Here is a 26509-nt window from a genome sequence, read left to right as displayed (position 1 = left end):
ACAACATAAATCAATATATTAATTTTATCAAATATTTTTATACTGTTTATGAAAGCCCTTCACAGTTTGTTCAATATTTTGACTTTTCGCTATAGCAGAGATAACACTTACACCATTTGCGCCAGCTTTAATAAGTGGTTGTACATCAACTTCAGTAATGCCACCGATTGCAACAATAGGAATATCTTGATTGATTTTTCTCATATTTTTAATCTGTTTATACCCACCTTCTTCTCCTGCATCAGCTTTAGAATTTGTAGAATGTATAGGTCCGGTTCCAATATAATCCACTTCGGATATATCAGATTGATCATATTCCATTTTATTTGCAACACTCAAGCCAATGATTTTGTCTTTAAACTTATCTTTAAACTCAGATACGTTTCGGTCATCTTGTCCAACATGAATACCATCAGCATTTAATTTAATTGCTAAATCTACATCATCATTGACGATAAATGGAACTTGATATTGCTTGCACAGCTCAAATAATGATTGGGCTAGGGCTTCTTTTTCTGCCCCTTTTTTACTGGTCTCACCTTTTTCACGAAACTGAAACATCGTGATGCCTGCTTTTAAAGCTTCTTCAACAACACTTATAAGATTACCATCAGCAATATCTTGACTGCCTGCTATAAAATATACTTTTAACGTTTTTGGATCAAACATTTAGTTCACTTCTTTCACAATCTTTTTCTCTTTAACAATGTCTTCTGTTATAACATTCAGTTGATCTATAAACGAAATTTGGAATGTACCTGGTAAATGTGCCCCAGGTTGTTGATATGCCAACTCACTTGCAATATTATATGTTGATAATGCTTCTTCTAATAAGTCAATTGTGATAGTATTTTCATGAGATAAGAATGCAGCTATTACCCCACCTAATAAACAACCTCCACCAGTTACTTTCGTTAACATCTCACTACCATTGTGCAATTCGATGATTTTATTATGACATGCAATGACATCGACTTTACCAGTTATGATAATAGGTAGCTTTAATTGTTGATGTGCTTTTTTCGCAATTTTAACAGCATCAAGCGTATCATCACTATCTGTACCTTTCATAATTGTATCTTCTTCTATAAGCGCTAATATTTCTGATGCATTGCCTCTTATAACATCAACTACTTCATCATTTAATAATGTCGTACAAAAAGTCTTTCTTAATTGTGATGCACCAACAGCAACTGGATCTAGAACTACTGGAACACCATTTTGATGCATAATTTCAGCATATTGCTTCATATCATAGGCTTTATCAGTCGTAATCGTACCTATGTTAAGAAGAAAAGCACCTGCTGCTTTTGAGAATTCTTCTGCTTCTTCAGGTTCTTCACTCATTGCTGGACTTGCGCCTAATGAAATTAAACCATTTGCTGTAAAGTTTTTAACGACATCATTTGTATAACATACGATTAATGGACTATTTTCTCTAATATTTGTTATTTTACTCATAATCTAATCCCTCTATCTTTTGATATGCAAAGTGGTTTACTGGACCTCTACCTTTGCCTATTTCTGGTGTATATTGAATAGCTAACGTAATAAATCTTTTAGCTACTTCTACCGCTTCTTCAATTGTATGACCTTTAGCTAATTCTGCTGTTATTACTGCACTAAATGTACAACCTGTTCCATGTGTATGTTTCGTATTAAATCTTTCACTTTTCCAACTTTTTACGCCATTTTCAGTAAATAAATAGTCGATTGCATCACCTTCCAGATGCCCACCTTTTATAACTACACCTTTAGATCCAATTTCATTTAAGAAAAATGCACCAGCTTTTTTAATTTCTTCTTCAGTTTGAATTTTAAATCCAGTAATATCTTCTGCTTCTGGAATATTTGGTGTAACAACTGTAGCTAATGGTAATAATATTTCTTTAAGTTTCCCTTTCCCTTCATCATCCATTAGCGCATCACCACTTTTAGCAACCATGACTGGGTCAATAACATACGGCTTACCAGATTGTTCAATAAATGGTTTAATCGTTTGCATCATTTCTTCTGATGCAATCATACCTGTTTTGATAGCATGTGGTACTTCGTCATCAAAGACACTTTTTAATTGGCTTTCAATAACTTCAACAGGTAAATGGTAAACATCTTGTACACCTAGACTATTTTGAGAAACGATACTAGTAGCAACTGCCATTCCATAAACGCCGGATGCATGAAATGATTTCAAATCTGCCATAATACCCGCTCCACCACTTGGGTCCGTTCCAGCAATCGTTAATGCTATATTCGGTTTTTTCATTGTAATCCACCTCAAATTTATATTTATAATTCTATTATTTATAACTTCATAAAAAATGACCTCTTTCATAAGAAAGAGGTCAATTAATAGTTGTAAAAACGTTCATCGACCACTTTCCTACGTTGGCATTATCCAAATCAGGTGTTAAGGGACTGAATTAAATCATCTCAGCCGAATGGCGCCCCTAGCAGTCACTCATATATTCAGTTTATTTAAGATTATCAAATAGACGTATTGTGGTCAAATTAAAAAATCGCCTAGGATATTTCCTAGGCGATTGGATAAATTAATTTATAGCCACTTTAGATTAAAGTGTATGGCTTACCACCATCCGTTAGCTTGACGGAAAGCAATAGCAGCTGATTCTGAACCGTAACGGTTTTTAGCGTAGTTTAACATACCTTGAGTTTGTGTAGCTACTGAACCAGTACCCCAAGATTCTTTAGTTTGGCCAAGACCACGGTATCCAGCTGGGTTAACTGCATTTGGATTACCACTTGATTCTGGTAATACAATTGCATTCCACATAGCTTCTGAACCACCAGCAGCTAAGAATTGAGCTTTAGTAGATCCACCAGTGCTAGCTGTTGAAGTTTGAGTAGTTCTAACTTTTTGAGCTGGAGCTTGGTATGATTGTTGAGCTGGTGCTTTATATGTTTGTTGTGCTGGCGCTTGGTAAGATTGAACAGGCGCTTGGTAGCTTTGTTGTTGAACTGGAGCTGCAACTTGTTCTTGAGTTTGTTGAACTGGCGCTTGTTGTGCTACAGGCGCTTTAGCTGGCTCAGCTGATTGAGCTGGAGCTTGTAATGATAAAGTTTGTCCAACAATGATTAGATCTGAAGATAAGTTGTTCCATGCTTTTAATTGAGATACAGTTACATCGTATTTAGCTGCGATTTTACCTAAAGTATCTCCTGCTACTACAGTGTATTCTGTAGTTGATTCTGAACTTTTCTCGTTAACCTTGATTACTTGGTTAGGGAAGATTAAGTTAGATTTTAAACCATTTTCTGCTTTAATAGCACTTACTGAAGTACCGTATTGTTGTGAAATACTACCTAAAGTATCACCAGATTTTACTGTATGTGTTGCTGCATCGGCTGTAGCTGTTACCCCTGTAGTAACTGCAACTGCCGCAGTTGAAACTGCTAATAATTTTTTCATGATTGAATGTTTCCTCCTGTAAGGTTTTCACTTTTTATATGATTTTTACTGTTTAAACTATACCACTTATTTTTATGTCATAGGTTACAGCTATATGAAAAAATTACAGCTAATATTACAGTTAGATTACGTTAATTTTCAGACAATATTCTGAATATTAATGATTAAAATAGCTAGACAAAGGGATTTATAAAGATTGAACAAAATTAATTATCAGACAATTTGTCATATTCATGTAATTTTTTAAACAATTACTTGTAATTATGTATACTTGCTGCCCTACAGCAAGACAGCAAGTCTCGGAATTTAGAATCAAGAATATTTATTTTCGGAAGTATTTCTATAAACAGTTTTTATTGAAGTTTAATGCTATGAGGTTGTTACTTTTGATGCATCAGCATCAGGAGTTTGTTGTTCAGTTTCTTTAATAACGTCAACGACATTATGATATTCGCTATATAACTTATCATCTATGTTATTTTCACCATTTTCTTTAGCTAATGCTTCAGCTCGTAATTTTTCTTTTGCTACTTTAGATGAAAGGTCACTAGCATAACTTTCAGCACTTTCACTAATTAATTCACTCATTTCCTCTTTCGTTTGAGGGATCGTTGATTTACTTGATGCAGGCATATTTAAGAATTTAATCGTTTCACATATAATTTCTGTTATATAATGTTTCTTATCATCTTTAACATATGCTCTTGATTGAATTTGCCCAGTTAATGCAACAAGCTGTCCCTTCTTAGTATATTCATGAATATTATGTGCAAGTTTACCAAATGCTTTACATACAATAAAATCAACAGCAATCGTGCCATCTTTAGTCTTATATCCGCGTTCAACAGCTAAACAAAATGTAGAAATGATAATTTCGCCTTTCTTATAATATGCAGGGTCCTTAGTTAAACGTCCAACTAATACAGATTTATTTAACATATTCTCACCTCCTTATACTTATAATATAATGAGTCAATTTTTTCAGTCAAAGTCCGATAAATCATAAAATAAACACTTATTTTTCACTTTATTTTATGATTATTGTTATTTCATGCAAAAGTGCTTTATAATAGATAACAAAGTTAAACATTCGTAGATTTAACGATAAGGGGGATGTTTATGAAAACATTTAAAGCCGTACGCTTTCAAATTGTAGATGATGAACAGATTACAGAATATGAATTATTAGATGGTATCATTATAAATAAAGAAAATAGTGGTACAGGATGGCTACTAGAGATCTTAATTTCAGATATTCATTATGAACAAATGAAAGAATATCACGATAACCAAACCTTACTTGATACACGTGTCGTTATAACAAGACCTTCAAACGACCCAGCATTATTTGATGCAACCATCAAATACATAGAACAACTAGAAGATAAAATATCCGTCGTATTTGAATGTCATATCTATACATTACGACAAGTATATGCAGAACGATTATTAGAGCAACTCATAGATGAAGGCTTATCAGGAGATGAGCTTAAAACATCATTTAATAGATTGATGCAATCTAAACCAAAATTAAAAGACGAAAAAAGCAATATATAAAGAAAAATCTAGGACACTTAACGGTCCTAGATTTTTTATTAGGTGTATATTTGGGTGTTTAACTTCCCTTATTCTGAATTGTGGTAATTAGAACGCTGTAACTTCCATTATTCTGAATTCTGGTAATTAGGCAGGCAATTCTTACGGACATTTTTCGGAATTCTGTCCCTAATAAGATTCCATCTTATTTATAAGCAGAAAAAAAGAGAAAACAGTCGCCTGTTTTCTCTTTTCTATTTATTGATCTACAATAGCAAAGCTAATTTCACAACTACATGCAACTTCTCCATCTACTGTTGCTTTTGCTGTTCCTTTTCCTATTGGACCTTTTATTTTGTTTATTTCTACTTCAAGTCTTAGAGTGTCACCTGGTGTAACTTGTTTTTTGAATCGACATTTATCAATTCCTGCAAACATTGCTAGTTTTCCTTGGTTTTCTTCTAAGCGTAGCATTGCAACTGCACCTGTTTGTGCTAATGCTTCTACGATTAATACGCCTGGCATTACTGCATAATCAGGAAAATGTCCTTGGAAAAATGGTTCGTTACCTGCTACTTGTTTGATACCTACACAACGTTTACCGTCTTCTAATTCTACTATTCTATCTAATAATAAAAATGGGTAACGGTGAGGTATAATTTTTTTAATTTCGTTAAAGTCATAAATAGTTTCCATTATGAGCTCCTTCCAGTTAAATCAAAGATGTGTTGCCAAGTTTCGGGATTAAACACCCCAAATGGATTATGAAGTATACCGTATCCAATCATAGTTCCAACAATAAATAATAAAATCATTAATACTAATAATATAAGTAATTTAATCCATAATGGAATGACACGATGCTCTACTTCCACTCCTTGAATTGTTTCTACTCTATTTCTTTGAAGTTTCTCTTTAATAGATTGATAAGTTGACTTTCTTTTTTTATCGTCAGATCTTGATGATTGTGTTTCAGCCATACTAAACCCTCGCTTTATCGTTTAACTTGCCATTATCATTGATGCGTTCAACATCTGCACCTAATGCTTTAAGTTTACCATGAAAATCAACATAACCTCTATCTAAATGTTTAAGTTCTGTAACGTTTGTATATCCGTCAGACACAAGTCCAGCAAGAATCAATGATGCACCAGCTCTTAAATCTGTAGCTTTTACATCTGCACCTTGTAATTTACTGTTACCTGTAATCATTGCACTTCTACCGTTAATGAAAATATCTGCATTCATACGTTTGAATTCTTCTACATGCATAAATCTGTTTTCAAATACTGTTTCAGTTACTTTACTAGTACCATTAGCTGTTAATAATAAAGCCATAATTTGAGATTGCATATCTGTAGGGAATCCTGGATGTGGCATTGTTTTAACATCAATTGCTTTAATTTCACCAGGTACTTGAATATTTAATCCATCTTCGATATCCGTAATTTGAACACCAGCTTCTTCTAATTTAGACACTAAGCTTGTCATATGTTCTCTAATTGCACCAATAACATTAACATTTCCTCTAGTAATTGCTGCTGCAATCATAAATGTACCAGCTTCAATTCTATCTGGAATAATAGCATGTTCTGCACCGTGTAATTGACTAACACCTGTAATTCTAATTGTATCCGTGCCAGCACCGTGTACTTGTGCACCCATTTCATTTAGATAGTTAGCTAAATCTACAATTTCTGGTTCTCTTGCTACGTTTTGAATTTCAGTTTTTCCTTCTGCAAGTACTGCTGCCATCATAATATTTTGAGTAGCACCTACGCTTGGGAAATCTAAATAAATTTTAGCCCCTTTTAAGCCATTAGGTGTTGTTGCTTCAATAAATCCGTTATGTAGTTCAATTTCTGCACCTAAAGCTTCGAATCCTTTTAAATGTTGTTCAATCGGTCTTGAACCAATTGCACAACCACCAGGTAAAGCCACTCTAGCATGACCTTCTCTAGCTAATAAAGGACCCATAACTAAAATGCTCGCTCTCATCTTACTTACGTATTCATATGGTGCTTCGATTTTTAATGTATTTGATGCATCTATTTTTACAGTGTTATGATCTGCATCATATTCTATATCTGCATTTAAATGCGTAAGTACTGTGTTAATTGTATCTACATCACTTAATTTAGGTACATTCGTTAATACACTTTGACCAACACTTGGTAAAAGTGTAGCTGTTAATATTGGTAATACTGCGTTTTTTGCCCCTTCGACTACAACTGTGCCATTAAGACTTGCTCCGCCTTTCACGACGATTTTATCCATATAATTATCCTCCAAAAAACTTCACTTTTATTTATTTTACAAATGTATATATTTATTTAATACACATTTTTCTTGATTCATAAACATCACCAAAATATTATACTACTTTTTTGTTCTTTTTTCATATATTTATGTAATTTTTTCTTATTATTAGAATAGCAATCTTAATTGTAGCGAATATTGGAGTATATCTAAAATAAAACGACTTACAGCCGTACCTAATATGATAGATAAGATGATAATAAATGTTTGTGCTTGCGCAACATGATTTTTCTTAAAAATTTGTTCTAATCGTACGCCTTGGAGTGCCCAAAATGCTAAGCATACACAGATGACATGTAGTAAAAGTCCGATAATACCTAATTGACCATAATATTCCATATTAACAACTCCTTCTAAAAATATAAGGCTGAGACATCACCTGTCTCAGCCTTGTATTTTATCTAAATTTAGCCACTTCAATTCGATTAATTGCACGATGAAGTGCACGTTCAGCACGTCTAAAGTCTACTTCATCACGATTCATTTTCAATCGTTCTTCAGCACGTTCTTTAGAATTAATCGCACGGTCTTTATCTATTTCATCGGCAGTTTCAGCCGCTTGAACTAGAACTGTAACTTTATTAGTTCTTACTTCAACAAATCCTTCGGAAACAGCTAAATACTCCGTACCACTTGCTTTGTTTACTTTAACGTATCCTGTTTTCAAAGCTGCAACAGTTGGAATATGTCCAGCCATTACACCCATTTCACCAGTTTCAGTATGTAAAACAACAAGTTCTACTTCTTTTGCTGAGTAAACAGATCCATTAGGAGTGACAACATCTAAGGTAAATGTATTCATTTTCCATTCCTCCTAATTATTATTAGACCTCTACACCCATGTTTTTAGCATTTTCAAGAACTGCTTCAATACCACCGACTAAACGGAAAGCATCTTCTGGGATATGGTCATATTGTCCTTCTAGAATAGCTTTGAAATCTTGTACAGTTTGACTAACTGGTACGTATGAACCTTTTTGACCAGTAAATTGTTCAGCTACATGGAAGTTTTGAGATAAGAAGAATTGAATACGACGAGCACGTTCAACTGTTTTCTTATCTTCATCAGATAATTCATCCATACCAAGTATGGCAATGATATCTTGTAACTCTCTATATTTTTGTAACGTTTGTTGTACACGACGCGCAACATCATAGTGTTCATCTCCAACAATTTCTGGAGTTAAAGCACGTGATGTTGAAGCTAATGGGTCAACGGCTGGATAAATACCCATTTCCGTTAATTTACGTTCCAAGTTAGTAGTAGCATCTAAGTGAGCGAAAGCTGTTGCTGGCGCTGGGTCAGTATAGTCATCGGCAGGTACGAATACTGCTTGGATAGATGTAACTGATCCTTTATTAGTAGATGTAATACGTTCTTGTAATTGTCCCATTTCAGTAGCAAGTGTTGGTTGGTAACCAACGGCAGATGGCATACGGCCTAATAATGCTGATACCTCTGAACCTGCTTGTGTAAAACGGAAGATGTTATCGATGAACAATAACACGTCTTGTCCTTGCTCATCACGGAAGTATTCTGCCATTGTTAAACCAGAAAGTGCAACTCTAGCACGCGCACCAGGTGGCTCGTTCATTTGACCGAATACCATCGCTGTTTTCTTAATAACACCTGAATCGCTCATTTCATAGTATAAGTCATTTCCTTCACGTGTACGTTCACCTACACCTGCGAATACAGAAATACCACCATGTTCTTGCGCGATGTTATTGATTAATTCTTGAATAAGTACTGTTTTACCTACTCCGGCACCACCAAATAAACCGATTTTACCACCTTTGATATAAGGTGCTAATAAGTCTACTACTTTAATACCAGTTTCAAGAATTTCTACTTTTGTAGATAAATCTTCGAATTTAGGTGCTAAACGATGAATTGGATCGCGACGTACGCTTTCATCAATTTCTTCACCTAAATCAATTTTTTCGCCTAATACATTGAAAACACGACCTAATGTAGCATCACCAACTGGTACTGAAATAGGTCTTCCTGTATCAGTAACTTCTTGTCCACGTTTAACACCATCAGTTGATGCCATTGCTATAGAACGTACAACATCATCACCAAGGTGTAATGCAACTTCTAATGCTAAGTCAAAGCTTGATCCGTCTGGACGTTCAACTTTAAGAGTTAAAGCATTATTAAGTTCTGGCAATTCACCATGTGGGAAGCGTACATCAATAACTGGCCCTGTAATTTGCGTTACTCGGCCTAATCCCATGTAAATTCCTCCTAATCATTATTCGAGTGCAGCTGCTCCGCCTACAATCTCAGTAATTTGTTGAGTAATTGCAGCTTGACGAGCTCTGTTATATTGTAATGATAATTCATCAATTAATTCTGAAGCGTTATCTGTTGCATTCTTCATAGCTGTCATTCTTGATGCATGTTCACTAGCTTTACCATCTAATAATGCACCATAAATTAAACTAATTGCGTATTGCGGTAAGATAACTTTTAAAATTGTTTCTTTATCTGGTTCAAATTCATAACCAGCCATCATACTAGAACCTTTTCCAGTATCTTCATCAGATAATGGTAAGATTTTTTTAGATTTAACTTGTTGTTCAAGCACACTCACGAAATGACTGTAGTAAATTGTTAACTCATCATAAAATTCTTCATTAAACAAGTCTACAGCTTTTTCAGTTAAAGCTTGTACATTTTTAAATGTTGGTTGGTCAGGTAAACCTACATACTCTTCAATGATGTTATATCCTCTAGCTTTGAAGAAGTCTCGGCCTACTCGTCCGACAACAATAATGCCATATTCGTCACTATTGTTGTTATGTTTTTCTTTAATATCGTTAACGACATTTTTCAAAATGTTAGCACTATATGGTCCTGCAAGTCCTTTATCACAAGTAATAATTAAGTAACCAGAACGTTTTACAGGTCTTGTTTTAAGCATTGGATGATTAACATCTGTACTCTTAGACGCAATAGCTGTTACAGCATCTTGAATCTTATCCATATATGGTTGAAATGCTTTCGTGTTCTCTTCTGCTTTACGCAATTTAGAGTTTGAAACCATATTCATTGCTTTTGTAATTTGACTAGTCTTTTGAGTAGAAGTAATTCTACCTTTGATTTCTCTTAGTGAAGCCACAATTTCACCACCTTTTATTTAAAGCTTAATATTACTCTACATGAGATTTATTAAATACTTTTTTGAATGCATCGATTGCTGAAACAAATTTATCATCAGATGGTAATTGTTTTGTTTCACGAATTTCTTTAAATAGATCGCTTGCATTTGCATCAATCCAATTTAAGAATTCATCTTCGAATCGTGTAATATCTTCAACTGGGATATCATCTAAATGACCTTTAGTTAAAGCGTATAAAATAACAACTTGACGATCTACAGTCAATGGTTTGTTTTGATCTTGTTTAAGTACTTCTACTGTACGTTTACCACGTTCTAATTTAGCTTTCGTAGCTTGGTCTAAATCTGACCCAAATTGAGCGAATGATTCTAACTCACGGTATGATGCTAAATCTAGACGTAATGTTCCTGCTACTTTTTTCATCGCTTTAATTTGAGCTGAACCACCTACACGTGATACAGATAAACCAGCGTTGATCGCAGGTCTTACACCAGAGAAGAATAAGTCTGATTGTAAGAATATTTGTCCGTCAGTAATTGAGATAACGTTTGTTGGAACGTATGCTGAGATGTCCCCTGCTTGAGTTTCAACAAATGGTAATGCCGTAATAGAACCGCCACCTAAGTCATCATTTAATTTAGCAGCACGTTCTAATAAACGACTGTGTAAGTAGAATACGTCACCTGGGTAAGCTTCACGACCTGGCGGACGACGAAGTAATAATGATAACTCACGGTAAGCTGCTGCTTGTTTTGTTAAATCATCATAAACGATTAATACATGTTTACCGTTAAACATGAATTCTTCTGCCATACTTACACCAGCATAAGGTGCAATGTATAATAATGGCGCTGGTTGAGCTGCTGACGCAGATACAACGATTGTATAATCTAAAGCACCATGTCTACGTAAAGTTTCTACCGCTGTACGAACTGTAGATTCTTTTTGACCAATTGCAACATAGATACAAATCATATCTTCGTCTTTTTGGTTAAGAATTGTATCAATCGCAACTGTTGTTTTACCAGTTTGACGGTCACCTATGATTAACTCACGTTGTCCACGTCCAATAGGTACTAATGCGTCAATCGCTTTAATACCAGTTTGTAATGGTTCATCAACTGATTTACGATCCATAACACCTGTTGCAGGTGATTCTACAGGACGAGTCTTAGATGTATTGATTGGACCTTGTCCATCCAATGGTTGACCTAATGGATTTACAACACGACCAATTAATTCTTCCCCTACAGGTACTTCCATAATACGACCAGTTCTTTTAACTTCGTCGCCTTCTTTAATACCTTCTGCAGGTCCTAAAATTACAATACCTACATTATTTTCTTCTAAGTTTTGTGCTAACCCTAAAACGCCAGTATGGAACTCTAATAGTTCGCCAGCCATAACGTCATTTAAACCATGAGCTAATGCAATACCATCGCCGACTTGGATAACTGTACCAACATCGGTAACTGACATTTCTGACTCATAGTTTTCAATTTGAGAGCGTAATAAAGCACTGATTTCTTCAGCTTTAATGGCCATCTATGTCACTCCTTAATATTATTTCATTTGTTGAAATGATTTTGCTAATTGATTTAAGTCATTCTGAATGGAACCATCGTATACTTTAGTACCTATGGAAACACGAATACCACCAATTAAAGAATCATTAACTTGATTTTCTAAAATAAGTTTTTTCAAACCTGTTCTTTTAATAAATGCTTTACCAATTTCGTCTAATTCTTCATTAGATAAAGGATACACAGATTCAACTTTCATTAAATCTTGGCTATGTACCTGATTGTATATTTTGCTAAAATCTTTATGAATTTCTGGAATTAGTGACAATTTACTGTTATTAGCAAGTAGGTATAATGTGTTTAACAAAGGTTTAGAAGCACCTTTAAATACATTGTCAACAAATTGTTGTCTGTCGTTTTTTGCTAATTTAGGATTGTTATCAATTGCTTTTAAATCACTAATTTGTTCTTTAACACTTTCTGCTACTTGAGTAAGTTCATCTAAGACGCTGTCTGTTAAATCTTGCGCTTCAGCTACATCATATAAGGCTTGGGCATATTTCTGACTAATATTCGCCATTATTTATCCCCTGCCTCTTTAATGTATTTTTCAACAAGGTCTTTTTGATCTTGTTCAGAGATTTCTTTATTGATTACTTTAGAAGCAATTAATACAGAAAGTTCTGAAACTCTATTATTAATATCTGCAATAGCTCTTTGTTTCTCTTGTTGAATTTCTGCTTGAGCTGATTGTACTAAGCCATTTGCTTTAACATTTGCATCATTAATAATTTGCTCTTGTTGTACTTTAGCTTGATGTTTCGCATCATCAAGAATTGTTTGTACTTCTTCTTGAGTTTTTCTTAATAGATTTCTATTTTCTTCTTCTAATTTCTTAGCGTTTACTTTTGCTTCATGAGCATCATCAATATCTTTATTAATAGCGTTCTCACGCTCATCCATAATTGATTTTAATGGTCCCCAAGCAAACTTTTTTAATAAGGCAAGCAGGATAATAAATGTGATCAATGTAAATAAGACTGTTCCCCATTCGACACCGCCACCTGCTGCTCCTAAAACTAATACGTTTTGATCCACTGCCAACTACACTCCTTTCACTGCAATTAAAGATGAATAACATCTCATAAATGAATGGCGAAATCCTTTTTAGATAGACTCCGCCTGTTCTAAAAATATTTTAGCTTATCGATTCATTACCATGAATGCTACTACTACTGCAATGATAGGAAGGGCTTCAACTAAACCAACACCGATAAACATGATTGTCATTAATGGACCACGTGCTTCTGGTTGACGTGCAACACCTTCTACTGTTCTTGATACGATAAGACCGTTACCGATACCTGCTCCTAATGCTGCTAAACCAATCGCGATTGCTGCTGCTAATACACCTAAACTCATTATAATTTTCCTCCTAGAAATAAAAATATTAATTGTTTTTTTAAAATTATATATTAATGATCGTCTGCCACTTTATGGGACATATAAACCATTGATAACATTACGAATATGTAAGCCTGAATTGAACCAATAAATATTGAGAATCCTTGCCATACTATCGCTGGTAAAACTGCACCGAATGCGCCTAAAACGCCTCCAGCTGCTAATGTTGCTAATAAACCAAGTAATACTTCACCTGCGAATATATTACCGTATAAACGTAGACCAAGCGTTAATGTTGAAGCAAATTCTTCAACAATTTTGAATGGCACCATAAATGCTACTGGTTGTACAAATGATTTCAAGTACGCGCCAGTACCACGCATTTTAACACCATAGTAATGTGTTAAAAGAACCATCAATGTTGCTAACGTTAATGTTACTGTTGGATCTGCTGTAGGTGATTTCCACCATAGTGTATGTCCTACAACAATTGAGAACGGTAATCCTAACATATTTGATACAAATATGAAGAATATAAGTGTAACCGCCAAGAAGTGAAATCTTCCTCCGTCTTTCCATGCCATATTGCTTTGGATAATACCTTTTACAAAGTCAAATACCCATTCAATAAAGTTCTGTTTACCAGTAGGTCTAATTTTTAGATTCCTAGTACAGACAACAGCTATTACAAAGACGATAACTGCAGAAACTAACAACATTAACATACTTGAAAGATTGAAAACTAAATCAAATCCTCCCAAATTGATGGACCACATAGGTGATTCGTGTTCCATATCTTCACCTCTTTTCACAATTTTAATTATTTAATCGAGACTTTTCAGTGATTTAAACATAATTAATACATATGCTATCATCAATCCAAATAAAATCCCGATAATATCAACGATTAGTGGATATTTAAGCCAAAAACAGCAAGCAACGATTGTCACAAGATATCTGACCCAGTTTCCTGTTGATAATTGTAATGATTCAGCATTTTTAGCTCGATTGAGGTAAACTTCCCATGAAAACAAGTTAACAGCTGATGCTATTGTTCCAATAATAAGTCCTAAAATGAACTCATGTTTCAAGAAGAAATACACTACAACTAGAATAATAATAAAGAAAATAAAATACTGTAAATAAGACTTAAAAAAGCCCTTTATATCAAACATTCAGCTGAAACTCCTTAGATAAGTGGCATATCTTTGAAAACCGTTTCATCACACAGTTTTCATGATAATATAGTGGACTTATAGTGTCAATGCTATGACAAAAATAGAAAACAAATTTTCGTCATTTTTTTGTCACAGAATTGACACAAACCACCACTTTAATTATTTTGTTCTAAATGGTTCCGGTGCTTCTTTCAGAATATCAAAATAATATTTAATATTTTCACATATTCTCTTAGAAGCGAGACCATCCCCATAAGGGTTTTGAGCGATGCTCATTTTTTCATATAATGATTGATCATTTAATAACGCTTTAGTTTCGTTATAGATGTTCTCTTCTTCTACACCTACAAGTTTCAACGTTCCAGCTTCAACGCCTTCAGGTCTCTCAGTCGTATCTCTTAAGACAAGTACTGGTTTACCTAATGAAGGTGCTTCCTCTTGAACACCACCTGAATCTGTTAAGATCAAGTGAGAATTAGCTGCAAAGTTATGGAAATCTATAACTTCTAAAGGTTCAATCAATTCTATACGATCATGATCACTCAATATTTGGTTAGCAATTTCTCTAACCTTAGGATTTTTGTGCATTGGATAAACGACAACAACATCTTCATGCTCTTCAACAATTTGTCTAACAGCTTTAAAAATGTTCTCCATCGGTTTACCAATGTTTTCACGTCTATGCGCAGTTAATAGCACGATGCGTTTACCTTCGTGACGTTTAATAATTTCACTTTCATAATCGTCAGTTACAGTAGTTGATAACGCATCTATAGCTGTATTACCTGTCACAACAATAGATTCGTCTTTTTTATTTTCTTGAAGTAAATTATGTTTAGACTGATCAGTTGGTGAGAAGTGTAAATCAGCAAGGACCCCCGTCATTTGTCGATTCATTTCTTCTGGGAATGGAGAATATTTGTTCCAAGTTCTTAACCCTGCTTCTACATGGCCAATTGCAACTTCATTGTAGAATGCTGCTAAACTGCCTGCAAAAGTAGTCGTTGTATCTCCATGTACCAATATCATATCTGGCTTAGCTTCTTGAATAACACTTTCAAGTCCACCTAATACTCTTGATGTTACTTCTGAAAGTGTTTGCCCTTGTTTCATAATATTCAAATCATAATCTGGTGTAATATCAAATGTTTCTAGAACTGAATCTAGCATTTCTCTATGTTGCGCTGTTACAACAACAATTGGTTGTAACTCCGGATCATTTTTTAATTCTAAAACTAAAGGTGCCATTTTAATAGCTTCAGGTCGCGTACCAAATATCGTCATAATTTTCTTCATTGTAATAAAATCCTCCTATTATCTATTTAGTGCCAAATAATCGATCACCTGCATCACCTAAACCAGGTGTAATGTATGCATGGTCATCTAATTTTTCGTCTAATGCAGCAATATAAATATCTACGTCTTCATGTGCTTCTTGTAATGCTTTAACCCCTTCAGGTGCAGCAATTAAGCCCATAAAACGTATTTTATTTGCTCCACGATTCTTCAATGATTGAATCGCTTCGATTGCTGATGCACCTGTAGCAAGCATAGGATCTACTACAATAATTTCTCTTTCTTCAATATCTTGTGGTAATTTCACAAAATATTCTACCGCTTCTAAAGTTTCTGGATCACGATATAACCCTACATGTCCTACTCTAGCAGCTGGAACGAGTTTCATAATACCATCTGTCATTCCAAGGCCAGCACGTAAAATAGGAATAAGTGCTAATTTCTTCCCAGATAATCTTTGAGCGTTCATTTTAGTTACGGGTGTTTCGATTTCAACATCTTGTGTTTCAAAATCTCTCGTAACTTCATACGCCATAAGCATACCGACTTCATCGACAAGCTCTCTAAACTCTTTAGTGCCAGTTTTACGATCACGAATATAACTCAATTTATGCTGAATTAATGGATGATCAAAAACGTGTACTTTACCCATAAGTCTAGCCTCCAGTAAATATTTATTTGTTGTAAAGTGGAAACTTAGAAGTTAGTGATAATACGCGTTCATGTGCTTCTTTTAATGTATGTTCATCTTCTGGATTTTTAAGCACAAGTGCTATTATTCTACCTACTTCTTCAACTGCTTCCTCATCAAATCCGCGAGATGTAACTGCTGGTGTACCTAAACGAATACCACTTGTTACGAAAGGTTTTTCTTGATCAAATGGAATTGTATTCTTATTACATGTAATACCAACTTCATCTAAAGCATTCTCAGCTAATTTACCAGTAATGCCAAGAGAACCTTTAACATCTACACAGATAAGATGATTATCAGTACCGCCTGATACAATTCTTAAACCTTCGTCTTCTAGAGTTGCTGCTAATTTTTGAGCATTCTTAATTACTTGTTTTTGATATTCCTTAAATTCTGGTTGTAATGCTTCACCAAATGAAACTGCCTTACCAGCGATAACATGCATTAATGGACCACCTTGAATACCAGGGAAAATTGTTTTATCAATTTCTTTAGCATATTCTTCTTTACAGAAAATCATACCGCCTCTTGGTCCTCTTAATGTTTTGTGTGTTGTCGTTGTTACAAAGTCAGCATAATCAACAGGGTTTTGATGTAAACCTGCTGCAACTAAACCAGCGATATGAGCCATATCAACCATTAATTTAGCGCCAACTTCATCTGCTATTTCTTTGAATTTCTTAAAATCAATTTGTCTTGGATAAGCTGAAGCACCTGCTACGATTAATTTAGGTTGTGCTTCTTTTGCAACTCTCAAGATTTCTTCATAGTCAATTTGTTCATTTTCTTCAGAAACACCATACTCTACAAAGTTGTATAACTTACCACTGAAGTTAACTTTTGCTCCATGAGTTAAATGTCCACCATGACTTAAGTTCATTCCAAGTACAGTATCACCCGGTTCTAAAGCCACAAAATATACAGCCATATTTGCTTGTGATCCTGAATGAGGTTGTACATTTACGTGTTCTCCACCGAAAAGTTGTTTAGCTCTATCGCGTGCTAAATCTTCAACGATATCAACGTATTCACAGCCACCATAATAACGACGACCTGGGTAACCTTCTGCATATTTGTTAGTTAATACAGAACCTTGTGCTTCCATTACTGTTTCAGAAACAAAGTTCTCTGATGCTATAAGTTCGATATTATTATTTTGTCTATCAAACTCTTTTTCCATTGCTTTGAAAAGTTCTTCGTCTTGCTTTTTAATTAATGACATGTACAATCCCTCACTTTTAAGAATTTAATACTTTGCTCTTTCGCCGCCTATTAATTTAGGACGACTCTTAGCTATTGTAACAATAGCTTCTCCAATGCGCTTAGTTTCAATTGATACAGGTACTGCGACGTGCTTTAAATGCATACCAATTAGTGTCTGACCAATATCAATACCTTTATCGCATTGAATGTGTTCAACAACTATTGGGTCTTTCATGTGTTGATATGCATAAGTTGACAAACTACCTCCAGCATTGGCTTGTGGTACAACAGATACTTCAGTCATTGTATAAGGATCAAATATTTCTCGCTCGATTGTTATAGCTCGGTTAATATGTTCGCAACCTTGAAACGCAAAGTGAACACCTGTCTCTTTATGTATAAAATCAAGACTTTCATATATAACCTTAGCAACATCAATCGAACCATCTGAACCTATCTTTGAACCTTTAACTTCTGAAGTTGAACACCCAATGATGCATAGTTCTTGATTGTTAAAAAAATCAATAGACTTTAGTTCATTCAACAATTGTTTTAAATCTTCTTTCATGAACAACCGCCTTCAATCTTATCTATACGTCTTTGGTGCCTACCGCCTTCGAATTCACTTGTCAACCAAGTCTTGACGATGAGAAGTGCTAAACCTTCACCTATAACACGTTGGCCCATTGCTAATACATTAGAATCGTTATGTTGTCTCGTCACTTCAGCAGTAAAAACATCATGCACAAGTGCACAACGAATCCCCTTTACTTTATTTGAAGCGATAGACATACCAATTCCAGTTCCGCAAATCAAAATTCCTTTATCAAACGTTCCATCTGCAACACTTTCAGATACTGGTCTTGCATAATCTGGATAATCTACCGACTCACCTTTATGTGTACCAAAATCTTTATATTCAATGTTCATTTCATCAAGTAATTGTTTGATTGCTTCTTTGTATTCATAGCCACCATGGTCTGCTGCAATAGCTACTTTCATCTTCCCACCTCCCAATTTGTTTATACTATAATATTATAACTTATTTTCTATGTCTGTTATAGCAATTCTGCAAATTATTTGAATTCTTAATTACTTTGTAATAAATCTTCTATTAGTGCTCTCAATTCTTCGTAAGTATTTTGATAAATGATTTGTGACTGTCCAAAAGGATCTGAAACATCTCCTTTTTCGCCTCTTACGTATTGTTTTATTGAATGAATGTTGTGATGTGTAAATTGCGATTCTAGAATCGTTTTATGAGATTCAGTCATAGTTAAGATAATATCAGCATCTAAATCTTGCTCAGAAAATTGTTTAGCAGTATCAGGTATTGGCAAATCATTTTTAAAGATGATTTCCATTGATTGCGGAGATATTGGTGTCCCATCAAAAGCTGAAATGCCTCTAGACTGAATATTATATTCAGGTTTAATATCTTTGGCTATCGCTTCAGCCAATGGACTTCTACAAGTGTTGCCTGTACATACAAAAACTATTTTCACAATTCATCTTCTCCTTTAATATTGTGACCACTTGCTTTATCAATTCTATTCATTAATGCGATCGTATCGTCATTTCTTTCGTAGCCACTTATATAAATTTCATCAATGTTTGTAAGTTGATCTGCTATTCGCAAAGCATCATACAAATCGTGATGTGCACCTTTTATATCCGAAATATCTCTACCAAGCGGTATAAAAGTCATTTGTTCTGTGATTAATGGCTCAATACTTTTAGGACCTATTACTGCTATCTTTTTAGAAGTATTATCTGACAAACTCATTTGTTTAGTAATACCACCTTCTATTAATGTTACAGGTTGTGAAGGTGCATAATGTTTATATTTCATACCTGGCGCAATTGGCTTTTCCAAATCTAACTTTTCGTTAATAACACTGTTTGGCAGAACTTTATTAATCATTTCTATTGTTACAGAACCAGGTCGTGCAATTTTAAATGGATAACTTGTACAATCTATTACAGTACTTTCTATACCTTCATCAATATCTTCTGCTTGAATGATGCCATATATTCTTCCATCCAAGTCATGTTTAACATGTTCAAATTTAGTTGGTGAAGGACGTCCACTAATGTTTGCACTTGGTGCCGCAATCGGTAAATTTGTTAATTGTAGAACTGCTCTACCGACATGATGACTTGGCATACGTACAGCAACAGATTGTAATCCACCCGTAACACGATCACTTAAAAATCCTGACTTGTAAGGAACAATAAATGAAATTGGCCCTGGCCAAAAAGCATCCATTAAAATTTCAGTTTCTTGAGATATATTTTGCGTGAAATCATTTAATTGAGATTTATCATGTATATGTACGATAAGTGGATTATCAGACGGTCTACCTTTTGCTACATATATTTCTTTAACCGCTTCTTCATTTTTTGCATTAGCGCCTAATCCATATACCGTTTCAGTTGGTAAAGCAATCAATTTATTTTGATGATATCCTGCAATAATCTCATCAATTTGTGGATAACTTTGTAAGTTATGAACATACTTGCGCACATCCCAAACATTTGTTTCCAATGCATTTCTTCCCTTCTTTAAAGCATTTATTGTATTAAAACAAAAGTTATCCACACAACGTGGATAACTCCCGTTAAATGTGCATAACTTCTATTGATTATTCCAATTAAATTGTATCATACGATTGTTTTGATTTATATCTTGAATGATTTTTACATGTTCAACATTCAAATGGGTTTCAATAAAGTCTTTTAATAGTTCACCTTGTAAATGGCCAATTTCAAAAATGACGAGTCCATTATCCGACATAACGTGTTCTAAATTTAGAATAATATCTTTATAGATCGCTAAGCCATCATCTTCTGCAAATAAAGCCAAATGTGGTTCATAATTTAAGACAGTATCAGACATTTCTTTTTGTTCTTCATATGAAATATACGGTGGATTTGAGACGAGTACATCCACTTTAATATTTTCTTTAATCAATGGTTCTAAAGATTTACCTTTTAGAAATTCTATCGGTGCTTCAAGTGTTGATGCATTTGTTTGGGCAATTAATAATGCTTCTTCACTAATATCAGTTGCGATAACAGATAAATCAGGTCGCTCTTTTTTCAATGTAATTGCGATAGCACCTGTACCTGTTCCTATATCACATACGACTACTTGTTCGCTCTGTATCATCTGTAATGTTTGATAGACAAGTTCTTCTGTTTCAGGTCTAGGTATTAATACATGTTGGTTTACTTTGAACTTTCTACCATAAAATTCTGCAAAACCTGCAATATACTGTACAGGTTCACCTTCATACATACGTTCTCTACTTTTTAAGTAAGCATCTAAAATATTAGCAGGTACATTTTGATTTAAATTCATGGCAATTTGCGTTCTAGACATGCCTGAAATATCCTCTAATAACCAATCAGCACGAGAGGTTTCAAACCCTCGTGCTGATAATCCATCATAAGTTTCATTTAGTAACTGTTGAAAATTATAATTGGCCATTATTTAATTCTTCCAATTTTTCTGTTTGTTCGTGCAACGTTAATGCATCGATAATTTCGTCAACTTTACCTTCCATAATTTGATCTAACTTTTGTAAAGTTAATCCAATACGATGGTCAGTTACTCTGTTTTGAGGATAGTTATACGTTCTAATTCTTTCTGAACGATCTCCTGTACCAACAGCTGACTTTCTTTTTTCAGCGTATTTAGCATTTTCTTCTTGAACCATCATATCGTAAACTCTGGCTTTCAATACTTTAAATGCTTTTTCACGGTTCTTAATTTGAGATTTTTCAGATGATGTCGCAACAATACCAGTTGGTAAATGCGTAATACGTACAGCTGAGTCTGTCGTATTGACGTGCTGACCACCTGAACCACTAGAACGGTAAGTTTCTATTTTTAAATCTTCTGTTCTAATATCAATTTCAACATCTTCAGCTTCAGGTAATACTGCAACTGTTGCTGTAGAAGTATGAATACGTCCGCCTGATTCAGTTTCTGGTACACGTTGTACACGGTGTGCGCCATTTTCATATTTAAGTTTACTGAATGCACCGTTTCCTTGAATAGAAAAGCTGACTTCTTTATAGCCACCATGGTCACTAATATTTTCTTCAACGACGTCAATTTTGTAGCCATGTGCTTCAGCAAATCTTGAATACATTCTGAATAAGTCACCTGCGAAAATAGCCGCTTCATCTCCACCCGCTGCGCCACGAATTTCCATAATAACGTTCTTATCATCGTTAGGGTCTTTAGGAATAAGTAGGAATTTTAATTCAGATTCTAATTCAGGTACTCGTTTAGTAAGACTGTTAATTTCTTCTTTCAACATATCTTGTTCTTCTTTATCTGTTGTTTCGTTTAACATTAATTTCGCATCTTCAATGTCACCTTTAACAGATTTATAAGTTCTATATACATCAACTGTCTTTTGTAAGTCAGATTGTTCTTTTGAATATTTTCTTAGCTTGTCTGTATCCGAAACGACATCCGGATCACTAAGTAATTCATTTAATTGTTCATATCTATTTTCAACAATTTCTAATTGATCAAACATTTATATCACTCCTTATTTCAGTTCTAATTATATGATGATCTCTACATCTTGGTTCATAACTTTCGTCTGCACCAACTAATATAATCGGGTCATCAATATGTGCTGGTTCACCATTTATAAGTCTTTGTGTTCGACTTGATGGAGATCCACATACCGCACATACCGCTTGTAATTTTGTAACAATTTCCGCAACTGCCATCATTTCAGGCATTGGTTCAAATGGCACACCTTTAAAGTCCATATCTAATCCAGCTACAACAACTCGATAGCCCTCTTCTGCTAATTTTTGTGCTACGCTTACGATTTCATTATCAAAAAATTGGACTTCATCTATTCCAATAATATCGATGCCTTGTAAATCATATTTTAATATTTGACTAGAATGTTCTATGCTGATTGCATCAAGTTGATTTCCATTATGAGATACTACAGCTTCTTCACTATATCGATTATCAATAGATGGCTTAAATACTTTTACATTTTGTTTCGCATATAAACCTCTTCTCAGACGTCTTATAAGCTCTTCAGACTTACCACTAAACATACTTCCGCAAATACATTCTATCCATCCGGAATGGTAATTTTCGTACATATTACTTATCCACCTTTTTCAACATAATCGCTTAATTATATCATATTATTTTTACTTATTTATTAATTTTTACAAAAAAAAGCACCCTTTATAAAAGGATGCTTGATTCGCTTCATAATTAGTTGTTTGATTTGAAACCAAATTTTTTGTTGAAGCGTTCCACACGACCATCCGCAGATGCGAATTTTTGACGTCCTGTATAGAATGGATGTGAATCTGAAGAGATATCTAAACGGATAACTGGGTATTCGTTTCCATCTTCCCATTCCATAGTTTCATTTGAAGTACGTGTTGAACCACTTAAGAATTTGAAGTCTGTAGTTGTATCTAAAAAGATAACTTTATTATACTCTGGATGAATTCCTTGTTTCATTTTTTTCAGCTCCTTTGCCCTGAACCATCTGGAACAGAGTTTATTTGTGACTTATTCACTCAATACTTACATATTATATATGTTGAAGAATTAAAATGCAACCTTAAATTTATATAATCGGTTTACCAGTCTTGGCACTATCGACCATAGATTTTCTTAAAACTTCAAAGAATTCTTCGTTAGAATCCGTGCGTTTTAACTTTCTAATAAATCTTTCAGAGAAATCATTTGAATCAGTAAATAAATTACGTAGTTGCCAAATCATTTCAAGTTCTTCTTTATCTAAAAGCAATTCTTCTTTACGTGTTGAACTTCTTCTAATATCAATTGCAGGGAATACTCTCTTCTCAGACAATTTACGATCTAAATGAAGTTCCATGTTACCTGTACCTTTAAATTCTTCATAAATCATATCGTCCATACGAGAACCTGTTTCAACTAATGCAGTCGCTAATATTGTTAAACTACCACCCGCTTCAATATTTCTAGCAGCTCCGAAGAAATGTTTAGGTCTATGAAGTGATGCTGGATCTAAACCACCTGATAATGTTCTACCACTTGGTGGCACGACTAAGTTATATGCTCTAGCTAATCTTGTTAATGAATCCATTAATATGATGACATCTTCACCGATTTCAACAAGACGTTTAGCTCTTTCAAGTAGTAATTCAGCCACTTTAACATGATGTTCTGGCGGCTCATCAAAAGTTGAGTTAACGACTTCAGCTTGTTCAACAGAACGTTCAATATCCGTTACTTCTTCTGGACGTTCCCCAATTAATAATACAAATAATTTCGCTTTTGGTTGGTTAATTGCGATAGCATTTGCTATTTCTTTAAGTAATGATGTCTTACCAGCTTTAGGTGGTGCTACAATCATTCCACGTTGTCCTAGACCTATTGGCGTAATTAAATCCATGATTCTAGTTGAATAATTTTTACTTGTAGTTTCTAATTGGATACGTTGTTGTGGGTATAGAGGAGTTAACGCTTGAAAGTGTGGTCTTTTTTTAACTTCTTCTGCATTTTGATCATTTACAAAGTCAACTTGTAACAATCCGTAATACTTTTCATTTTCTTTAGGTTTTCTAACTTTACCAGTTACTTTGTCACCTTTTTTAATCTCAAAGCGTCTAATTTGGCTAGCAGATATATAAATATCTTTTTCACCTTTAGAATAGTTAACAGTACGTAAAAAGCCATAACCATCAGGTTGAATATCATCTAAGATACCTTCCATATAATAGTTGCCGTCTTTTTCCATTTGAGCTTCCATAATTGCTAAGACAAGTTCTTTTTTATTTAATTTACTATAATTTGTTATTCTTAGTTCTTTTGCCTTTGATGTTAATTCTTTAGTTGTATAGTTCTTGTATAATTCGTGAAACGATTCATACTGAGGACTTGTTCTAACTCTTTCAGCCATATTTATGACACCCATTTCTTAAAAATCTCATTCATTTTTATCAGATTTATAATCTGCCTTTAAACTATAGCATTTTTTTATGAAGATGACAAAATAAGTTATATATAAATTATGTTAAAATATTTCACTTTTTATTCAATTATAACTATCATATAAAAAGACTGAAACATCGAAATGTTTCAGTCTTAAAAATATATTGTATTTTGTAATTTTACTATTCTTTAAAATAACCAGGAATTGCTTTAATTTCTAAGAATTCTTCAATTCCATAGTCGCCCCATTCTCTACCAATACCTGATTGTTTATAACCACCGAATGGTAAATTAGGTTTTCTACCTGCGTCATTAATTTCCACAGTACCTGCTTCTAATGATTTAGCAACTTCTCTTACACGTTCTAAATCTTTACCATATACATATGCTGCTAAACCATAAATTGTATCATTTGCAATTTCAATTGCTTCATCTAAGTCTTTATAAGTAATAATTGTACCTACTGGACCAAAGATTTCTTCTTGAGCAATTGTCATATCATTAGTTACATCAGTAAATAATGTTGGTTTAACGAAGTAACCTTTTTCAAGACCGTCTGGTTTACCAACACCACCATGTAATAATGTTGCACCTTCATCGATACCTTTTTGAATATAGCTTTGAACTGTATCAAATTGTTTTTTAGATACAACTGGACCTGCATCTTGGCCAGCTTCTCTAGGATTACCAACTTTAACATTTTCAATTGCTTTTTTAGCTGCTGCGATAAATTCATCTTTAATACTTTCTGGTACTAATGTACGTGTACCTGCTGTACAAACTTGACCAGTATTTTGTACGAACTTAGCAACTGCACCTTTAGCTGCTTCTTCGATATCAACGTCATCTAACACTACTAATGGTGATTTACCACCTAGCTCTAATGATACTTTTTTGAAGTCTTTAGCTGAGTTTTCCATGATTTTTCTACCAGTTGGACCTGAACCCGTAAATGACATCATACGTACATCAGGATGTGAACTTAATGGATCACCAACACTTTGGCCATCACCATTTACTAAGTTGAACACACCTTTAGGCACGCCAGCTTTTTCAAATATTTCAGCTAAAATAATCGCTGCAAATGGTGTTTCTTCAGATGGTTTTAAGACTACAGGTGAACCTGCAGCAAATGCACCAGCTAATTTTAATGATGTTTGGTTAGTTGGGAAGTTCCATGGTGTTACTAATCCAGAAACACCGATAGCTTCTTTAATAACTAAATCATCACCACGACGTTCTTCAAATTGAATTGAATCGATCGCTTTACTTGCTTCTCTAAAATGATTTAAGCCCATTTGATAATGAACAGATTCTGATTTTTCAATTGGTGAGCCAAGCTCATCCGTCATTACATCTATTAAATCTTCTTTTCTATTTTCATATTCATCTGCAATTCGTTCTAATAAAGCTTTTCTTTCTTCTAAAGAAGTATTTCTAAATTTCACGTACACTTTTTTAGCGGCAGCTACAGCGTCATCAACATCTTGTTTGTTACCTGCAGCAATTTTACCCATAACTTCTTCTGTAGCAGGGTTAATAACATCTAATGTTTGTCCACTATGACTTTCAACCCATTCGCCATTTATATATTGCTTGATATCTTGTCTCATGAATTATCTACTCCTTTATTTGTTACATTGGTTATTATAGTATGGATGATAGTCATAATTAAAATAATCTGTTTGAGAATTGAATATTTTAAATTTCAAACAAAATCAAAACCCCCCGTTTAACGGGTGGTTTGTTCTGCGGCTATAAGCCTCTATTACTGACCAGCCCTAAAAGGGCACTGAGAAGATCAGCCAAATGTACTAC

31 protein-coding genes, 1 pseudogene and 1 riboswitch are annotated in these 26509 nt (G+C 34.2%); of the genes and pseudogenes, 1 reads left to right on the top strand and 31 read right to left on the bottom strand.

From position 1 onward, the window contains the following. Positions 1-27: 27 nt before the first annotated feature. From thiE to LQ611_RS11015, 5 genes and pseudogenes are all read right to left on the bottom strand, one after another. Positions 28-669 carry a thiamine phosphate synthase gene (thiE, locus tag LQ611_RS11035; protein WP_107590705.1) on the bottom strand — a complete coding sequence of 214 codons (642 nt, stop codon included), beginning with the start codon at positions 667-669 and terminating at the stop codon, positions 28-30. Further along, positions 670-1461: a hydroxyethylthiazole kinase gene (gene thiM / locus LQ611_RS11030; RefSeq protein ID WP_107590706.1), complete on the bottom strand. Its 792-nt coding sequence runs from the start codon at positions 1459-1461 to the stop codon at positions 670-672. Continuing rightward, a complete protein-coding gene (gene thiD, locus LQ611_RS11025) occupies positions 1454-2266 on the bottom strand; it encodes a bifunctional hydroxymethylpyrimidine kinase/phosphomethylpyrimidine kinase (RefSeq protein WP_107590707.1) in 813 nt (270 codons plus the stop codon). The genes thiM and thiD overlap by 8 nt, the downstream gene beginning before the upstream one ends. Before the next feature lie 97 nt (positions 2267-2363). Continuing rightward, positions 2364-2462: riboswitch (TPP riboswitch) on the bottom strand. Positions 2463-2587: 125 nt separating this feature from the next. Beyond that, positions 2588-2860, bottom strand: a pseudogene (locus tag LQ611_RS14225) (aggregation-promoting factor C-terminal-like domain-containing protein); the annotation flags it as partial. A gap of 939 nt (positions 2861-3799) precedes the next feature. Further along, the gene (locus LQ611_RS11015) at positions 3800-4369 is read right to left on the bottom strand and encodes a single-stranded DNA-binding protein (protein ID WP_107590709.1); all 570 of its coding nucleotides are present in this window, start codon (positions 4367-4369) and stop codon (positions 3800-3802) included. A 180-nt stretch (positions 4370-4549) separates the two neighbouring features. Here LQ611_RS11015 and LQ611_RS11010 point away from each other — a divergent pair, with 180 nt between their 5' ends. After that, positions 4550-4987, top strand: a complete 438-nt coding sequence (locus tag LQ611_RS11010) for a YwpF-like family protein (protein WP_025904490.1) — start codon at positions 4550-4552, stop codon at positions 4985-4987. A gap of 237 nt (positions 4988-5224) precedes the next feature. On the opposite strand, the gene fabZ is transcribed toward LQ611_RS11010, so the two are convergent. The 26 genes from fabZ to LQ611_RS10880 form a co-directional block, all read right to left on the bottom strand. Next, positions 5225-5662, bottom strand: coding sequence for a 3-hydroxyacyl-ACP dehydratase FabZ (gene fabZ, locus LQ611_RS11005; RefSeq protein WP_025904489.1), 438 nt, complete (start codon positions 5660-5662; stop codon positions 5225-5227). After that, positions 5662-5946 carry a DNA-directed RNA polymerase subunit beta gene (locus LQ611_RS11000; protein ID WP_025904488.1) on the bottom strand — a complete coding sequence of 95 codons (285 nt, stop codon included), beginning with the start codon at positions 5944-5946 and terminating at the stop codon, positions 5662-5664. The genes fabZ and LQ611_RS11000 overlap by 1 nt, the downstream gene beginning before the upstream one ends. A gap of 1 nt (position 5947) precedes the next feature. After that, complete coding sequence (murA, locus tag LQ611_RS10995; protein WP_025904487.1) at positions 5948-7243, bottom strand: UDP-N-acetylglucosamine 1-carboxyvinyltransferase; 1296 nt, start codon at positions 7241-7243, stop codon at positions 5948-5950. Between the two features lie 150 nt (positions 7244-7393). Next, positions 7394-7624 carry a DUF1146 family protein gene (locus tag LQ611_RS10990; protein ID WP_025904486.1) on the bottom strand — a complete coding sequence of 77 codons (231 nt, stop codon included), beginning with the start codon at positions 7622-7624 and terminating at the stop codon, positions 7394-7396. 58 nt (positions 7625-7682) lie between these two features. Further along, a complete protein-coding gene (locus tag LQ611_RS10985) occupies positions 7683-8087 on the bottom strand; it encodes a F0F1 ATP synthase subunit epsilon (protein WP_025904485.1) in 405 nt (134 codons plus the stop codon). A 22-nt stretch (positions 8088-8109) separates the two neighbouring features. Next, positions 8110-9525, bottom strand: coding sequence for a F0F1 ATP synthase subunit beta (gene atpD / locus LQ611_RS10980; RefSeq protein WP_025904484.1), 1416 nt, complete (start codon positions 9523-9525; stop codon positions 8110-8112). Positions 9526-9543: 18 nt separating this feature from the next. Next, a complete protein-coding gene (atpG, locus tag LQ611_RS10975) occupies positions 9544-10413 on the bottom strand; it encodes an ATP synthase F1 subunit gamma (RefSeq protein WP_107590710.1) in 870 nt (289 codons plus the stop codon). A 31-nt stretch (positions 10414-10444) separates the two neighbouring features. Further along, entirely contained in the window at positions 10445-11959 is a 1515-nt protein-coding gene (gene atpA, locus LQ611_RS10970; protein ID WP_025904482.1) for a F0F1 ATP synthase subunit alpha, read from the bottom strand. A gap of 18 nt (positions 11960-11977) precedes the next feature. Next, on the bottom strand, positions 11978-12517 hold the full coding sequence (locus LQ611_RS10965) for a F0F1 ATP synthase subunit delta (protein WP_025904481.1): 540 nt from the start codon (positions 12515-12517) through the stop codon (positions 11978-11980). Continuing rightward, complete coding sequence (locus LQ611_RS10960; RefSeq protein WP_048540915.1) at positions 12517-13041, bottom strand: F0F1 ATP synthase subunit B; 525 nt, start codon at positions 13039-13041, stop codon at positions 12517-12519. The genes LQ611_RS10965 and LQ611_RS10960 overlap by 1 nt, the downstream gene beginning before the upstream one ends. A 99-nt stretch (positions 13042-13140) precedes the next feature. Then, a complete protein-coding gene (gene atpE, locus LQ611_RS10955) occupies positions 13141-13359 on the bottom strand; it encodes a F0F1 ATP synthase subunit C (RefSeq protein ID WP_016998905.1) in 219 nt (72 codons plus the stop codon). 53 nt (positions 13360-13412) lie between these two features. Then, a complete protein-coding gene (gene atpB / locus LQ611_RS10950; RefSeq protein ID WP_025904479.1) occupies positions 13413-14135 on the bottom strand; it encodes a F0F1 ATP synthase subunit A in 723 nt (240 codons plus the stop codon). A gap of 30 nt (positions 14136-14165) precedes the next feature. Then, a complete protein-coding gene (locus LQ611_RS10945; RefSeq protein WP_058612666.1) occupies positions 14166-14516 on the bottom strand; it encodes an ATP synthase subunit I in 351 nt (116 codons plus the stop codon). Positions 14517-14678: 162 nt separating this feature from the next. Next, positions 14679-15815: a non-hydrolyzing UDP-N-acetylglucosamine 2-epimerase gene (gene wecB, locus LQ611_RS10940; protein ID WP_037589782.1), complete on the bottom strand. Its 1137-nt coding sequence runs from the start codon at positions 15813-15815 to the stop codon at positions 14679-14681. A gap of 22 nt (positions 15816-15837) precedes the next feature. Beyond that, complete coding sequence (upp, locus tag LQ611_RS10935) at positions 15838-16467, bottom strand: uracil phosphoribosyltransferase (RefSeq protein ID WP_025904476.1); 630 nt, start codon at positions 16465-16467, stop codon at positions 15838-15840. A gap of 22 nt (positions 16468-16489) precedes the next feature. Beyond that, positions 16490-17731 carry a serine hydroxymethyltransferase gene (locus LQ611_RS10930; RefSeq protein WP_103361551.1) on the bottom strand — a complete coding sequence of 414 codons (1242 nt, stop codon included), beginning with the start codon at positions 17729-17731 and terminating at the stop codon, positions 16490-16492. Positions 17732-17755: 24 nt separating this feature from the next. Next, complete coding sequence (locus LQ611_RS10925; protein WP_048540920.1) at positions 17756-18280, bottom strand: TIGR01440 family protein; 525 nt, start codon at positions 18278-18280, stop codon at positions 17756-17758. Then, on the bottom strand, positions 18277-18714 hold the full coding sequence (gene rpiB, locus LQ611_RS10920; RefSeq protein WP_025904473.1) for a ribose 5-phosphate isomerase B: 438 nt from the start codon (positions 18712-18714) through the stop codon (positions 18277-18279). Before rpiB ends, LQ611_RS10925 begins: the two co-directional genes overlap by 4 nt. An 86-nt stretch (positions 18715-18800) precedes the next feature. Continuing rightward, the gene (locus LQ611_RS10915) at positions 18801-19217 is read right to left on the bottom strand and encodes a low molecular weight protein arginine phosphatase (protein WP_107572982.1); all 417 of its coding nucleotides are present in this window, start codon (positions 19215-19217) and stop codon (positions 18801-18803) included. Beyond that, complete coding sequence (locus LQ611_RS10910; protein ID WP_107572981.1) at positions 19214-20260, bottom strand: L-threonylcarbamoyladenylate synthase; 1047 nt, start codon at positions 20258-20260, stop codon at positions 19214-19216. The genes LQ611_RS10915 and LQ611_RS10910 overlap by 4 nt, the downstream gene beginning before the upstream one ends. Positions 20261-20350: 90 nt before the next feature. Further along, positions 20351-21205, bottom strand: a complete 855-nt coding sequence (prmC, locus tag LQ611_RS10905; RefSeq protein WP_107572980.1) for a peptide chain release factor N(5)-glutamine methyltransferase — start codon at positions 21203-21205, stop codon at positions 20351-20353. Continuing rightward, the gene (gene prfA / locus LQ611_RS10900; RefSeq protein ID WP_037589786.1) at positions 21192-22268 is read right to left on the bottom strand and encodes a peptide chain release factor 1; all 1077 of its coding nucleotides are present in this window, start codon (positions 22266-22268) and stop codon (positions 21192-21194) included. The genes prmC and prfA overlap by 14 nt, the downstream gene beginning before the upstream one ends. Further along, positions 22261-22860, bottom strand: coding sequence for a thymidine kinase (locus tag LQ611_RS10895; protein ID WP_025904468.1), 600 nt, complete (start codon positions 22858-22860; stop codon positions 22261-22263). The genes prfA and LQ611_RS10895 overlap by 8 nt, the downstream gene beginning before the upstream one ends. 118 nt (positions 22861-22978) lie before the next feature. Next, positions 22979-23233, bottom strand: a complete 255-nt coding sequence (locus tag LQ611_RS10890; RefSeq protein WP_025904467.1) for a type B 50S ribosomal protein L31 — start codon at positions 23231-23233, stop codon at positions 22979-22981. Between the two features lie 109 nt (positions 23234-23342). Continuing rightward, the gene (gene rho / locus LQ611_RS10885) at positions 23343-24659 is read right to left on the bottom strand and encodes a transcription termination factor Rho (protein WP_025904466.1); all 1317 of its coding nucleotides are present in this window, start codon (positions 24657-24659) and stop codon (positions 23343-23345) included. A 214-nt stretch (positions 24660-24873) separates the two neighbouring features. Beyond that, complete coding sequence (locus LQ611_RS10880; RefSeq protein WP_103361558.1) at positions 24874-26304, bottom strand: aldehyde dehydrogenase family protein; 1431 nt, start codon at positions 26302-26304, stop codon at positions 24874-24876. Between the last annotated feature and the right edge of the window lie 205 nt (positions 26305-26509).

Origin of the sequence: Mammaliicoccus sp. L-M44, from assembly GCF_022386355.1 — a bacterium.
Classification (GTDB): Bacteria; Bacillota; Bacilli; order Staphylococcales; family Staphylococcaceae; genus Mammaliicoccus; species Mammaliicoccus sciuri_A.
The sequence above is the reverse complement of the archived record's forward strand: the minus strand, read 5'-3'. Positions and strand labels throughout refer to the sequence as shown.

Bases quoted from the DNA above. Each gene is read 5' to 3' on its own strand.
- LQ611_RS10895 (WP_025904468.1), bottom strand. From the start codon at position 22,860: ATGTACGAAAATTACCATTCCGGATGGATAGAATGTATTTGCGGAAGT.
- thiM (WP_107590706.1), bottom strand. From the start codon at position 1,461: ATGAGTAAAATAACAAATATTAGAGAAAATAGTCCATTAATCGTATGT.
- LQ611_RS10965 (WP_025904481.1), bottom strand. From the start codon at position 12,517: ATGGCGAATATTAGTCAGAAATATGCCCAAGCCTTATATGATGTAGCT.
- rpiB (WP_025904473.1), bottom strand. From the start codon at position 18,714: ATGAAAGTAGCTATTGCAGCAGACCATGGTGGCTATGAATACAAAGAA.
- prfA (WP_037589786.1), bottom strand. From the start codon at position 22,268: ATGTTTGATCAATTAGAAATTGTTGAAAATAGATATGAACAATTAAAT.
- LQ611_RS10925 (WP_048540920.1), bottom strand. From the start codon at position 18,280: ATGAAAGAAGATTTAAAACAATTGTTGAATGAACTAAAGTCTATTGAT.
- LQ611_RS10945 (WP_058612666.1), bottom strand. From the start codon at position 14,516: ATGTTTGATATAAAGGGCTTTTTTAAGTCTTATTTACAGTATTTTATT.
- atpD (WP_025904484.1), bottom strand. From the start codon at position 9,525: ATGGGATTAGGCCGAGTAACGCAAATTACAGGGCCAGTTATTGATGTA.
- LQ611_RS10930 (WP_103361551.1), bottom strand. From the start codon at position 17,731: ATGTCATTAATTAAAAAGCAAGACGAAGAACTTTTCAAAGCAATGGAA.
- LQ611_RS11015 (WP_107590709.1), bottom strand. From the start codon at position 4,369: ATGTTAAATAAATCTGTATTAGTTGGACGTTTAACTAAGGACCCTGCA.
- LQ611_RS11010 (WP_025904490.1), top strand. From the start codon at position 4,550: ATGAAAACATTTAAAGCCGTACGCTTTCAAATTGTAGATGATGAACAG.
- LQ611_RS10990 (WP_025904486.1), bottom strand. From the start codon at position 7,624: ATGGAATATTATGGTCAATTAGGTATTATCGGACTTTTACTACATGTC.
- upp (WP_025904476.1), bottom strand. From the start codon at position 16,467: ATGGGTAAAGTACACGTTTTTGATCATCCATTAATTCAGCATAAATTG.
- atpA (WP_025904482.1), bottom strand. From the start codon at position 11,959: ATGGCCATTAAAGCTGAAGAAATCAGTGCTTTATTACGCTCTCAAATT.
- thiE (WP_107590705.1), bottom strand. From the start codon at position 669: ATGTTTGATCCAAAAACGTTAAAAGTATATTTTATAGCAGGCAGTCAA.
- wecB (WP_037589782.1), bottom strand. From the start codon at position 15,815: ATGAAGAAAATTATGACGATATTTGGTACGCGACCTGAAGCTATTAAA.
- prmC (WP_107572980.1), bottom strand. From the start codon at position 21,205: ATGGCCAATTATAATTTTCAACAGTTACTAAATGAAACTTATGATGGA.
- LQ611_RS10985 (WP_025904485.1), bottom strand. From the start codon at position 8,087: ATGAATACATTTACCTTAGATGTTGTCACTCCTAATGGATCTGTTTAC.
- atpE (WP_016998905.1), bottom strand. From the start codon at position 13,359: ATGAGTTTAGGTGTATTAGCAGCAGCAATCGCGATTGGTTTAGCAGCA.
- rho (WP_025904466.1), bottom strand. From the start codon at position 24,659: ATGGCTGAAAGAGTTAGAACAAGTCCTCAGTATGAATCGTTTCACGAA.
- atpB (WP_025904479.1), bottom strand. From the start codon at position 14,135: ATGGAACACGAATCACCTATGTGGTCCATCAATTTGGGAGGATTTGAT.
- murA (WP_025904487.1), bottom strand. From the start codon at position 7,243: ATGGATAAAATCGTCGTGAAAGGCGGAGCAAGTCTTAATGGCACAGTT.
- fabZ (WP_025904489.1), bottom strand. From the start codon at position 5,662: ATGGAAACTATTTATGACTTTAACGAAATTAAAAAAATTATACCTCAC.
- LQ611_RS11000 (WP_025904488.1), bottom strand. From the start codon at position 5,946: ATGGCTGAAACACAATCATCAAGATCTGACGATAAAAAAAGAAAGTCA.
- LQ611_RS10880 (WP_103361558.1), bottom strand. From the start codon at position 26,304: ATGAGACAAGATATCAAGCAATATATAAATGGCGAATGGGTTGAAAGT.
- thiD (WP_107590707.1), bottom strand. From the start codon at position 2,266: ATGAAAAAACCGAATATAGCATTAACGATTGCTGGAACGGACCCAAGT.
- LQ611_RS10890 (WP_025904467.1), bottom strand. From the start codon at position 23,233: ATGAAACAAGGAATTCATCCAGAGTATAATAAAGTTATCTTTTTAGAT.